The sequence below is a fragment of the Thioclava electrotropha genome, from assembly GCF_002085925.2.
In the GTDB taxonomy this organism is placed as follows: domain Bacteria; phylum Pseudomonadota; class Alphaproteobacteria; order Rhodobacterales; family Rhodobacteraceae; genus Thioclava; species Thioclava electrotropha.
Window position 1 is genome coordinate 1285008 of record NZ_CP053562.1, and the last position, 12511, is coordinate 1297518.

General features: G+C 64.9%; 6 protein-coding genes and 1 pseudogene. All 7 read left to right on the forward strand.

Translation table 11 applies throughout. The features are described from left to right. Positions 1-144 precede the first annotated feature (144 nt). The 7 genes and pseudogenes from AKL02_RS06340 to AKL02_RS06370 all read left to right on the forward strand — a co-directional run bounded on the left by AKL02_RS06340 (position 145) and on the right by AKL02_RS06370 (position 12174). Positions 145-2061, forward strand: a complete 1917-nt coding sequence (locus AKL02_RS06340) for an extracellular solute-binding protein (RefSeq protein ID WP_083074812.1) — start codon at positions 145-147, stop codon at positions 2059-2061. Between the two features lie 32 nt (positions 2062-2093). Beyond that, a complete protein-coding gene (locus tag AKL02_RS06345) occupies positions 2094-3251 on the forward strand; it encodes a microcin C ABC transporter permease YejB (protein WP_078539650.1) in 1158 nt (385 codons plus the stop codon). Continuing rightward, positions 3251-4363: an ABC transporter permease gene (locus AKL02_RS06350; protein ID WP_078569392.1), complete on the forward strand. Its 1113-nt coding sequence runs from the start codon at positions 3251-3253 to the stop codon at positions 4361-4363. The genes AKL02_RS06345 and AKL02_RS06350 overlap by 1 nt, the downstream gene beginning before the upstream one ends. Next, complete coding sequence (locus tag AKL02_RS06355) at positions 4360-5970, forward strand: ABC transporter ATP-binding protein (RefSeq protein WP_083074815.1); 1611 nt, start codon at positions 4360-4362, stop codon at positions 5968-5970. Before AKL02_RS06350 ends, AKL02_RS06355 begins: the two co-directional genes overlap by 4 nt. After that, positions 5967-7192: pseudogene (locus AKL02_RS06360) on the forward strand (glycosyltransferase). Before AKL02_RS06355 ends, AKL02_RS06360 begins: the two are co-directional and overlap by 4 nt. A 96-nt stretch (positions 7193-7288) precedes the next feature. Further along, positions 7289-8764 carry a Y-family DNA polymerase gene (locus tag AKL02_RS06365; protein WP_083074821.1) on the forward strand — a complete coding sequence of 492 codons (1476 nt, stop codon included), beginning with the start codon at positions 7289-7291 and terminating at the stop codon, positions 8762-8764. Next, positions 8761-12174 (forward strand): error-prone DNA polymerase, encoded by a 3414-nt coding sequence (locus AKL02_RS06370; protein ID WP_083074824.1) that lies wholly within the window; start codon positions 8761-8763, stop codon positions 12172-12174. The genes AKL02_RS06365 and AKL02_RS06370 overlap by 4 nt, the downstream gene beginning before the upstream one ends. Positions 12175-12511: the final 337 nt, after the last annotated feature.

A 12511-nucleotide genomic window follows, 5' to 3' on the forward strand; every position in this document is an offset into this window, starting at 1 on the left:
CCTCTCGAATCTTCTCAAGGCCGCCTCTTTGGGCGGCCTTTTGCATTTCCCGTCCTGCTTTACAGATTCGTAACTTGCTCCCTGCGCACTTAGGCTTTTAGCTAGGCGGACGCGAAAACGCTTTGGAGCAGGGAGCAGGTGTGCATGGCAAAAGCGCGAGTGGCGAGTAAAGCGATCGATACGGATTGGACGCAGGTGGCGCCGCGCGCGCTGAGCGGGCTGGTTGCAGCGGGTCTGATCTGGGCGGGACTGGCCTTCGGCGCACATGCACAAGACAGCACGCAAAGCGGCGATACGATCACCTCCTACGGGATCGCGACGCTCGGACATCTGAAATACCCCGCCGACTACACCCATCTCGATTACGTCAATCCGGATGCGCCCAAGGGCGGCGAGATCTCGGAATGGGCGCCGGGCGGGTTCGACAATTACAATCCCTATTCAATTCAGGGCCGCGCCGCCGCGCTGTCGTCGGTGCCGCTGGAATCGTTGATGGAAGGCACCGCCGATACGGTGGGGGAACTGTATTGCCTGCTCTGCAAGAGCCTCGAATATCCGCCGAGCAAGGACTGGGTCGTCTTCACGCTGCGCGACGGGATCAAATTCTCCGACGGCACGCCGCTGACCGCGCAGGATGTGGTCTTCTCCTATGAACAGTTGCGCGACAAAGGACTGAGCTCCTTCCGCGCGGTGATCGCCCAGCAGGTCAAATCGGCCGAGGCGATCGACGACACACACATCCGTTTCGAGTTCCAGCCCGATTACCCGCGCCGCGATATCATCCAGTCGGTGGCATCGCTGCCGATCTTCTCCAAGGCGCAGTTCGAGAAGGAGAACATCGACCTGTCGCAGACCTCGCCGGTGCCCTTCATCGGCTCGGGGCCGTACGTGTTCGACAGCGTCAAAAGCAATCGCGCGATCACGTGGAAGCGGAACCCCGACTACTGGGGCAAGGACCTGCCGATCAACAAGGGGCGCTCGAATTTCGACAAGATCCGCGTCGAGTATTTCGGCGATTACCAGTCGGCCTTCGAGGGGTTCAAATCGGGCACCTATACGTTCCGCAACGAGGCCAGTTCGATCATCTGGGCCACCGCTTACGACTTCCCGGCGATGCAGACGGGCGAGGTCGTGAAGGCGGAGCTGCCCAACGGCAATATCGCCTCGGGGCAGGGCTTTGCGATCAATCTGCGCGAGCCGAAATTCGACGACATCCGCGTGCGCGAGGCGCTGGGGCTCGTCTTCAATTTCGAGTGGTCGAACGAAACGCTGTTCTACGGGCTCTATGACCGGGTCGAGAGCTTCTGGGAAAACTCCAAGCTGCAGGCGCAGGGTAAGCCCTCGGACGCGGAGAAGAAAATCCTCGAACCGCTCGCCAAGGACCTGCCCGACGGAGTCCTGACCGACGATGCGGTGATCCAGCCGGTCTCGGGCAAGCGCCAGCTGGACCGCAAGAATATGCGCAAGGCGGCGAAGCTGCTGGAAGATGCGGGCTGGACCGTCGGCGATGACGGGATGCGCCGCAACGACAAGGGCGAGAAACTGACCGTCGCGATCCTCAATGACAGCCAGACCTTCGACCGTGTCATCAACCCTTATGTGCAGAACCTGCGCGCGCTCGGCATCGACGCCAGAATGGACCGCGTCGACGACAGCGAATATGAGAACCGCCGTCGCAGCCACGACTTCGACATGATCACCACCCATCTGGGGCAGGACGAAATCCCCGGCTCGAACCTGCAGCAGTATTTCGGCTCGGGCTCGACCGATGACGTGTTCAACGCGATGGGGCTGAAGAACCCGGCGATCGACAAGATGATCCGGATGGTCGAAGAGGCGAATACCGAAGAAGAGCTGCTGCCGCGCGTCCATGCGCTGGACCGCAGCCTGCGCGCCCTGCGCTTCTGGGTGCCGCAATGGTTCAAGCCCACCTATACGGTCGCTTACTACGATATGTACGATCACCCGAAAAACTTGCCGCCTTACGCTCTGGGAGAGCTGGATTTCTGGTGGTATGACGCCGACAAGGCCAAGAAACTGAAAGCGAGCGGCGCACTCTGAGCGACCGCCGATAAACGAGCAGAGGGCCGGACATGGGCGCCTATATCCTGCGGCGATTGCTGATGGTGATCCCCACTTTGTTGGGAATCATGATCATCAACTTCACGCTGACGCAATTCGTCCCCGGCGGGCCGATCGAGCAAGTGATCGCCCGCGTGCAGGGCGAGGCGGATTCGATGCGCAATATCTCGGGCGGCGGGGATGCGGGTACGCAGAACCAGGGCGGCGTCGAGGATAGCGGCTATCAGGGCGCGCGCGGCATCTCTCCGGAGCTGCTCAATCAGCTCGAGGTGCAGATGGGCTTCGCGCGGATCGTCTGCGATGATGGCTTCACCGGCACGCCCGATCTGGCGGACCCGGCCTGCCACAAGGAGAAGATCCCCGCCTGGCAGCGCTTCGCGATCATGATGAAGGGCTATCTGACCTTCGATTTCGGCAACAGTTTCTTCCGCAACGAGAGCGTCGTGAACCTCGTGATCGACAAGATGCCGGTTTCGATCACGCTGGGCCTGTGGTCGACGATCCTCGCCTATATCATCTCGATCCCGCTGGGCATCCGCAAAGCGGTGCGCGACGGCACGCCCTTCGACACATGGACCTCCGGCGCGATCATCGTGGGCTACGCGATCCCGGGCTTCCTGTTCGCGGTTATGCTGATGGTGCTGTTCGCCGGCGGCAGCTATTTCAAGATATTCCCGCTACGCGGCCTGACATCGGATAATTTCGACCAGCTGACGATGATCGGCAAGGCGCTCGATTACCTGTGGCACATCGCGCTGCCGGTGACGGCGACGACCATCGCGAGCTTCGCCACCATGACGCTGCTGACGAAGAACTCCTTCCTCGACGAGATCAACAAGCAATACGTGATGACCGCCCGCGCCAAGGGCCTGTCCGAGAAGAAGGTCCTCTACGGTCACGTCTTCCGCAACGCGATGCTGATCGTGATCGCGGGCTTCCCGGCGCAGTTCCTCGGCATCTTCTTCGGCGCCTCGATCATCGTGGAGACGATCTTCTCGCTCGACGGTCTGGGACTGCTGGGCTTCCAGGCGGCGGTGGAGCGCGACTACCCGGTGATCTTCGGCACGCTCTACATGTTCGGGCTGATCTCGCTCGTCGTGAATATCATCTCCGACATGATGTATGTCTTCGTCGACCCGCGGATCGATTTCGAGAAGAGGTCCGGCTGATGGCATTGTCTCCTCTCAACCAACGCCGCTGGCGCAACTTCAAGGCCAATCGCCGTGCCTTCTGGTCCGCGATCATCTTCGCCGTGCTCTTCGTCCTCGCGATGTTCGCGGAGTTCATTGCGAACGACAAACCCATCGTGGTCAGCTACCGCGGCGAGCTGTATTTCCCGATCTACAACTTCTACCCCGAGACCGCCTTCGGCGGCGATTTCCGCACCGAGGCGATCTATCGCGACCCGACCGTGCAATGCCTGATCGAGACCGGCGGCACCGAGGGCTGCTTCGACGCGGACGACCCGAAAGCCTTCGCGAACGAGGCGCTGCAGGCGGGCGAGGTCGATGGCGAGAAGATCGAGAAAGGCTGGCTTCTCTGGCCGCCGATCCCCTACAGCTTCAACACGATCAACGATGTGGGCACCGCGCCCTCGGCCCCCGATGCCGATCACTGGCTGGGCACAGATGACACCGCGCGCGACGTGCTGGCGCGGGTGATCTACGGCTTCCGCACCTCGGTGCTGTTCGCGCTGATCGTGACTGGGATCGGCTCGATCATCGGGATCGCGGCGGGTGCCGTGCAGGGCTATTTCGGCGGCAAGGTGGACCTGTTCTTCCAGCGCATTCTGGAGATCTGGTCCTCCACGCCCGCGCTCTACGTTATCATCATCCTCTTCGCGATCCTGGGCCGAAGTTTCTGGCTTCTGGTGATGGTCTCGATCCTCTTCGGCTGGCCCGCGCTGGTGGGCGTCGTCCGGGCCGAGTTCCTGCGCGCGCGCAATTTCGAGTACGTCCGCGCCGCCCGTGCGCTTGGTGTGTCGGACCGGGTGATCATGTTCCGCCACATCCTGCCCAATGCGATGGTCGCGACGCTGACCATGCTGCCCTTCGTGATCACCGGCGCGATCGGCGCGCTCGCCTCGCTCGATTATCTGGGCTACGGGCTGCCGTCCTCCGCGCCGTCGCTTGGGGAGCTTGCGCTACAGGGCAAGCAGCACCTGCAAGCGCCGTGGTTGGCCTTCTCGGCCTTCTTCACCTTCGCCATCATGCTCTCGCTTCTGGTCTTCGTCTTCGAGGGCATCCGTGACGCGTTCGATCCCAGAAAGGTGTTCCGATGAAACCGGTTCTCGAGGTCGAAAACCTGAAGGTCGCCTTCAGCTCCGAGGGCAAGTTCACCCCGGCCGTGAAAGGCGTGAGCTTCACCGTGAATGCGGGCGAGACCGTGGCACTCGTGGGCGAGTCCGGTTCGGGCAAATCCGTGACCGCGCTGTCGACCGTGGCGCTGGTCGGAGGCAATTCCAAGGTCGAGGGCTCGATCCGCTACGAGGGCCGCGAGATGGTCGGCGCGACCGAGCGCGAGCTGATGCAGGTGCGCGGCAACGATATCAGCTTCATCTTTCAGGAGCCGATGACCTCGCTTAATCCGCTGCACACGCTGGAAAAGCAGATCGGCGAAAGCCTCGCGCTGCATCAGGGCGTGACCGGCGAAGAGGCCAAGAAACGCATCATCGACCTGCTCGACAAGGTCGGCATCCAGAACCCGGCGGACCGGCTGCAGGATTACCCGCACCAGCTCTCGGGCGGACAACGTCAGCGCGTGATGATCGCGATGGCGCTCGCCAATGGGCCCGATCTGCTGATCGCGGACGAACCCACGACCGCGCTCGACGTGACGATTCAGGCGCAGATTCTCGAACTGCTGGCCGATCTGAAGCGCGACATGGGGATGAGCCTTCTGTTCATCAGCCACGACCTCGGCGTGGTGCGGCGTATCGCGGACCGGGTCTGCGTCATGCAGCATGGCGAGATCGTGGAGCAGGGGAAGACCGAAGACATCTTCGCCAACCCCAAGCACCCCTATACGAAGAAGCTGCTGGAGGCCGAACCCACCGGTCGCGCCGAACCGGTGCCCGAGAATGCGCCCGAACTGGTGCGCACCGAGCATCTGAAAATCTGGTTTCCGATCCAGCGCGGTCTGCTGCGCAAGACCATCGGCCATGTGAAGGCGGTCAACGACGCCTCGCTGTCGGTCAGGGCAGGGGAGACGCTGGGCATCGTGGGCGAATCCGGCTCGGGCAAGACCACGCTCGCGCTCGCGATCATGCGGCTCATCGCCTCCGAAGGGCCGATCATCTACGAGAACCAGGACATTTCCAGCTGGCAGGCGAACAAGCTGCGCGCGCTGCGTCGCGACATGCAGATCGTGTTCCAGGACCCGTTCGGCTCGCTCTCGCCGCGCATGACGGTGGAACAGATCATCGGTGAGGGGCTGACCGTCCACGGCGTCGATCCGGGCCGCAACCGCCGCGAGATGGTGGCCGAGATCATGGAGGAGACCGGGCTCGACCCGTCGATGATGGAGCGCTACCCGCATGAATTCTCCGGGGGTCAGCGCCAGCGGATCGCCATCGCCCGTGCGATGATCCTGCGCCCCAAGGTGGTGGTGCTGGACGAGCCGACCTCCGCGCTCGACATGACGGTGCAGGTGCAGATCGTGGACCTGCTGCGCGACCTGCAAAAACGCCACGGGCTCGCGTATCTGTTCATCAGCCACGACCTGCGGGTGGTGCGCGCGCTGAGCCACAAGATCATGGTGATGAAGCGCGGTGACGTGGTCGAGGCGGGCAACGCAGCGGAGGTCTTCGCCAATCCGCAGACCGCCTATACCCGCCAGTTGATGGTGGCCGCCTTGGGGGAGAGTTCGCTGACCCCCGAGATTGCATGAAGATCCTCTTCGTTCACCAGAACTTCCCGGGCCAGTTCGTACATCTGGCACCGGCTCTGGCCGCACGCGGTCATGACGTTCTGGCCCTGACGGTCGAGACGAACCAGCGCCCCTCGCCGGTGAAGGTGGTGAAATACCGCAAGCCCGATCCGGTCGAGATGTCCTCGCGGCTCACACGCCTCTACGCCGAAAGCGCGGCGCGCGGGGCAAAGGTCGCGCTCGCCGCCCGGCAGTTGCGCGACAGGCACGGCTATGTGCCGGATGTAATCTTCGGCCATTCCGGCTGGGGCGAGACGCTGTTCCTTCGCGAGGTCTGGCCCGAGGCGAAGCTCTTGGTCTATGCCGAGCTGATGTATCGTACGACCGGGATGGACACGGATTTCGATGCCGAGTTCCAGAAGCCCGGCCTCGAGACCCGGATCTCCACCACCGCGCGCTCGGCCCATCTGATCCAGTCGATGGTGCAGGCCGATGCGGGGCTTGCCCCGACCGAGTTTCAGGCCGAGACCTTCCCGCCGGAGCTGCGTGCCAAGCTCACCATCTGCCATGACGGGGTGGACTGCGCGCGGCTCGCACCGAACCCGCAGGCGCGCTTCACCGTGCCCGGAACGACGCTCACCTTCCGCCCCGGCGACGAGGTTCTGACCTTCGTGAACCGCTCGCTCGAACCCTATCGCGGCTATCACTCCTTTATGCGCGCGCTGCCCGATGTGCTCGCCGCGCGGCCCGAGGCGCATGTGTTGATCGTGGGCGAGGAGGGGCAAAGCTATGGCGCCCCGCCGAAGGACGCCAAAAGCTGGAAGCAGAAATTCTTGGGCGAGGTGCGCGACCGACTGGACATGAACCGCGTGCATTTTCTGGGCCGCATCCCTTACGGCGATTACGTCGACATGCTCCATGTCAGCCGCACCCATGCCTATCTGACCTATCCCTTCGTGCTCAGCTGGTCGCTGATGGAATCGATGGCCGCCGGCTGCGCCATCGTGGCCTCGGATACCGCGCCGGTGCGCGAGGTGATCACCGACGGGCAGACCGGGCGGCTGGTGGATTTCTTCGATATCCCCGGTTGGTCGAGGGCACTGACCGAAGGGCTGGCGACCCCGCAAAATTCGCCCCGATGCGCGATGCGGCCCGCGCCCATATGTGCGAGCGTTACGACCTGCGCACCCATTGCCTGCCGCGCCTGATCGCCTTCGTCGAGGGCGCGATCGCCACACCCTGATACGCGCCCGTCCGCGAGACGGACTCGACTCCGCGTCCTGCGAGACTTAAAAAGAACAAAGCACGAACGGATGACTCGAACCCTAGGCTCAGCGACATGCTCGACGGGCGCACACGGCGTATTCTCACCCTCTGGTTTCCCCGGCTGGCGAACGACCGGGTTCTCCGCGCGCGGCCCGTTGAGGGGCCCTTCGCGCTGGTCCTGCGCGAGGGCAATACCGACCGGCTGCACTGCCTGAACGCGGCGGCCGAGGGGCAGGGGCTCGCGCGCGGCATGGCGCTGTCCGAGGCCCGCGCCTTCTGCCCTGCGCTGCAGACCGCGCCCGCCGATCCCGCCCGCGAGGCGCAATTCCTCGAAACCCTGCGCCGCTGGGCCACGCGCTATTGCCCGTGGGTGGGGCTGGAGGACGAGGGGTTGGTGCTCGACATCACCGGCTCGGATCACCTCTGGGGCGGGGAGGAGCCGATGATGGCCGAGATGGCCGCCCGGCTGGAGCGCGCACGGATCACCGCGCGGCTGGGCCTCGCCGACACCCGCGGTGCGGCTTGGGCGCTGGCGCGTTTCGCCCCCGGCCGGGCTGCGCCGGGCGCGCGGCTCTCGGCACTGGGCAAGCTGCCGGTGGCCGCGCTGCGCCTGCCGCATGAGACGGTGACGGGGCTGCAGCGGCTGGGCCTGCGCGAGATCGGCGATCTGACCCGCACACCGCGCGCGCCGCTCGTGCGCCGCTTTGGCGCAGGGCTGATGGCACGGCTCGATCAGGCCTTGGGCGATCTGCCCGAACAGGTCTCGCCCGTGGCCGATCCGCCCCATTACGGCACCCGCCTGACCCTGCCCGAACCGATCGGGCAGCAGCCCGATGTGATGGCGGGGATCGAGCGGCTGCTCGACCGGCTCTGCGCCAAACTCAAGGAAAACGAGGTCGGCGCGCGGGTGCTCTGCCTCACCCTGCGCCGCGTCGATCAGGCCAGTCAGGAGGTCGAGCTACGCCTCGCCACCCCGCTCCGCGACCCCACCCGGATCGCGGCCCTCTTCGCGCGCGGCATCGAGGATATCGACGCGGGCTTCGGGATCGACCAGATGCGCCTCGCCGCCACGCAGGTCGAGGCACTGCCCGCCCGCCAGATCGGCGCCATCGCCACCGAGCGGCGCGATAAGCTGGGCGATCTGATCACCCGGATCGGGCTGCGCATCGGGCTGGAAAACGTTCAGCGCTACCTGCCCGCCGACAGCCATATTCCCGAGCGCAGCTTCCTGATCGCGCCCGCCGCCTTCACCGAACCTGAGGGCAACTGGCACCAGCCGCATCCCCGCCCGCTGCGGCTGTTCCCGCCCGAGCCGCTCATGTCCGACGCCCCCGATCCGCCGCGGCGCTTCCGTTGGCGCCGCCAGTCGCTCAGTGCGGAACGCATCGAGGGGCCGGAACGGCTGACCCCGGAATGGTGGTTCGACGATCCGAACTGGCGGCGCGGGATGCGCGACTATTGGCGCGTCGAGACCGGGCAGGGGCTGCGGCTCTGGATGTTCCACACGCCGCAGGATCCCGGCTGGTATGTCGAGGGGGTATTCGCATGACCGCCCCCCTCGCCTTGGCCGAAATATCCCGGGGGGCGCCCGACGGGCGCGGGGGCAGCGCCCCCTCCACGGTCGTGACCACCGCCAGCACCCCCGCCATTCCGCTCGCCTATGCCGAGCTTTGCACCACGTCCAATTTCACCTTTCTCACCGGGGCGTCGCACCCCGAGGAGCTGATGGTGCGCGCCGCCGAGCTGGGACTGGAGGCCATCGCGATCACCGACCGTAACTCGCTCGCAGGCGTGGTCCGGGCCTTCTCGGCGCTCAAGGAGCTCAAGCGCGAGATCGGCGAGGCGCTGCGTATCCGCTCGGAAGTCCAGCGCGACGAAAGCTCCCGCCAGCCCATCGGCTCGCCACAGGATCTGGCCCGACCCACAACCGCGAAACTGCCGAAGCTGATCGTCGGCGCGCGGCTGGTGCTGACCGATTGCCCGGTCGAGTGGGTGGCGCTGCCCACCGACCGCGCGGCCTATCACCGGCTGAGCCAGCTTCTGACCCGCGGCAAGCGCCGGGCGGGGAAGGGGGAGTGTCACCTGACCCGCGCGGACCTGCTGGAGGCTTGCGCGGGGATGATCCTGATCGCGCTGCCGCCTGCCGATCTGGCCCGTGCCTATCGCCCGCTGCAGGAGATGCGGCGGCGCTTTCCGGGGCAGGTCTTCCTTGGCGCGCCGCCGCGCTATGATGGCTCGGACCAGCGCTGGTTCGACGCCTGCGCGGCGCTCGCGCTTCGGGCCTCGACGCCGATGGTCGCGACCGGCGACGTGCTGATGCATCGCGGGTCGCGCCGGCAGCTGGCCGATGTGCTGACCTGCCTGCGCGAGGGCTGCACCATCGATGCGCTTGGCACCCGCGCGCTGCCCAATGCGGAACGCCGCCTGAAAGGGGCCGAGGACATGGCGCGGCTCTACCGTCGCCACCCCGCAGCCCTGCGCCGAAGCTGCGAGATCGCGGCCCGTTGCGGCTTCGATCTCGACGAACTCAGCTACGAATATCCCGACGAGGTGGCGCAGGGAGAGCCCGCGCAGGACCGGCTCGACCGGCTCGCCCGCGAGGGGCTGGCCCGGCGTTCTCCGGGCGGGATTTCGGAGCGTCACGCAGACCTGCTGGAGAAGGAACTGCGCCTTGTCTCCGAGCTGGGCTTCGCCGCCTATTTCCTCACCGTTCATGACATCGTGAGCTTCGCCCGCAGCCGTGGCATCCTGTGTCAGGGGCGCGGCTCGGCGGCCAATTCGATCATCTGCTGGGCGCTTGGCATCACCGATGTCAGCCCCGACCAGATCGGCATGGTCTTCGAGCGCTTCATCTCGAAATATCGCGGCGAGCCGCCCGATATCGACGTCGATTTCGAGCATGAGCGCCGCGAGGAAGTCATCCAGTGGATCTACGAGCGCTACGGTCGCGACCGCGCGGGGCTTTGCGCGACCGTGATCCATTTCCGCACCCGCGCCGCGATCCGCGAGGTGGGCAAGGTGATGGGGCTGAGCGCCGATGTCACGGCGAGCCTCGCGGGCCAGATCTGGGGGATTTCGGGCAAGGGGCCGGACCACGCGCGGATGGGCGAACTGGGCCTCGACCCCACCGATCGGCGGCTGTCGCAGACGCTGAAACTGATCGGCGAGATCATCGGATTTCCGCGCCATCTCAGCCAGCATGTCGGCGGCTTTGTTATCACAAACGGCCGCCTCGACGCGCTTTGTCCGATCGAGAATGCCGCGATGGAGGGGCGCACCTGCATTGAATGGGACAAGGACGATATCGACACGCTGGGCATCCTGAAGGTCGACGTGCTCAGCCTCGGGATGCTCACCTGCATCCGCAAGAGCTTCGACCTTCTGGCCGGCCACGAGAAGCTCGATATGTCGCTCGCCACCGTCCCGCAGGAGGACACGCCGACCTATGACATGCTGTGTCGCGCCGATGCGGTGGGGGTGTTTCAGGTCGAAAGCCGGGCGCAGATGAACTTCCTGCCGAGGATGCGTCCGCGCATCTTCTACGACCTCGTGATCGAGGTCGCCATCGTTCGTCCCGGCCCCATTCAGGGCGGCATGGTCCACCCCTATATCAACCGCCGTCAGGGCCGCGAAAAGGTCGATTTTCCTTCCAAGGAACTGGAAGGCGTGTTGGGCAAAACCCTCGGTGTGCCGCTGTTCCAGGAGCAGGCGATGCAGATCGCGGTGGTGGCTGCGGGCTTCACCCCCGAAGAGGCCGACCGCCTGCGCCGCTCGCTCGCGACCTTCCGCAAGATGGGCACGATCGGCACCTTCCGCGACCGCTTTGTCGAAGGGATGCTGGCGCGCGGCTACACGCCCGATTTCGCCGATCGCTGCTTTTCCCAGATCGAGGGGTTCGGCGAATACGGCTTCCCCGAAAGCCACGCGGCGGCCTTCGCACATCTCACCTATGTCTCCTCCTGGCTGAAATGCCACCACCCCGCGATCTTCGCCTGCGCGCTCCTGAATTCGCAGCCGATGGGCTTCTACGCGCCGGCCCAGATCGTGCGGGACGCGCGCGAACACGGGATCGAAGTGCGGCCCGTTTGCGTGAACCATTCGGGCTGGGACAGCTCGCTGGAACGCCGCGCGGACGGGGCCCTGGCGCTGCGTCTGGGCTTTCGCCAGATCAAGGGATTTCGCGAGGAGGATGCGGGGTGGATCGTCGCCGCACGGGGCAATGGCTACCCCGATCCCGAGAGCCTGTGGCTGCGCGCGGGCACGCCGCCGCATGTGCTTGAACGGCTCGCCGAGGCCGATGGATTTGCCGGAATTGGCCTCACGCGGCGCGATGCGCTTTGGGCCGTGAAGGCGATCCGCGCCCCCGCGCCGCTACCGCTTTTTGCCGATCCGATGGACGGGGAAGGAGGGCGCGAACCAGCCGTGGAGCTGCCCGCGATGCATCTGGGAGAGGAGGTCGTGGAGGATTACGTGGCGCTCAGATTGAGCCTCCGCGCCCACCCGATGGAGCTGCTGCGCCCCTCGATTTCCGGCCTCACACCACATTGCGAACTGGTCGGCACGCTGCAAAATCGGGTCACGGTTTGTGGCCTCGTGATCACCCGACAGCGCCCCGGAACGGCCTCCGGGGTGATCTTCATCACGCTGGAAGACGAGACCGGTGTGAGCAATGTCGTGGTCTGGCCAAAGCTCTATGAGCGGTTCCGCCGGGCGGTGATGGGCGGGCGTCTTCTGCGGGTCTCAGGGCGGCTCGAACGGGAGGGGGTGGTGGTCCATCTGATCGCCGAAAAGATCGAGGATCTGTCCCCGCGACTGGCCGATCTGGGGCACCCGCTCGACGATGTTCTGGGTCTCACCACACCCCAGGCGGACGACGCTCCGAGGCCCCGTCCGCAGACCACCGCACGCCATCCGCGCGAGCAGGCGAAACGGCTTTTTCCGAGCCGAGATTTCCACTGAAATCCGGCCTCTATCGGCCGTGGCGCGACACATTGCCCGGTGCGGCGATTCGCCTCGCCTTGGACGCAATTGTTTTCGTTACGTCAAGAAAGCCCTGTGGATAAGCTTCATTGTTGACGCAAAGTAAGGTTTTTAAGTCACTGAAATATATATGTTTCATATGATTTTGGCGCCCTGTGGATACTATTTTCGTTGCAATATTGCTGCGTGAGTTCAGCCTAAAGGGGAACAAAATTTCGTCAGATGACGGAACCGCGTTCATATCGCAACTTGGGGAGGGAGCTTGCCGATATCGGTGAGCTTCAGGCGCGTCTTGTCTTTATTTGGCTTGACCAGT

Coding starts and splice junctions, on each gene's coding strand:
- AKL02_RS06340 (WP_083074812.1), top strand. CDS start 145: ATGGCAAAAGCGCGAGTGGCGAGTAAAGCGATCGATACGGATTGGACG.
- AKL02_RS06345 (WP_078539650.1), top strand. CDS start 2,094: ATGGGCGCCTATATCCTGCGGCGATTGCTGATGGTGATCCCCACTTTG.
- AKL02_RS06350 (WP_078569392.1), top strand. CDS start 3,251: ATGGCATTGTCTCCTCTCAACCAACGCCGCTGGCGCAACTTCAAGGCC.
- AKL02_RS06355 (WP_083074815.1), top strand. CDS start 4,360: ATGAAACCGGTTCTCGAGGTCGAAAACCTGAAGGTCGCCTTCAGCTCC.
- AKL02_RS06365 (WP_083074821.1), top strand. CDS start 7,289: ATGCTCGACGGGCGCACACGGCGTATTCTCACCCTCTGGTTTCCCCGG.
- AKL02_RS06370 (WP_083074824.1), top strand. CDS start 8,761: ATGACCGCCCCCCTCGCCTTGGCCGAAATATCCCGGGGGGCGCCCGAC.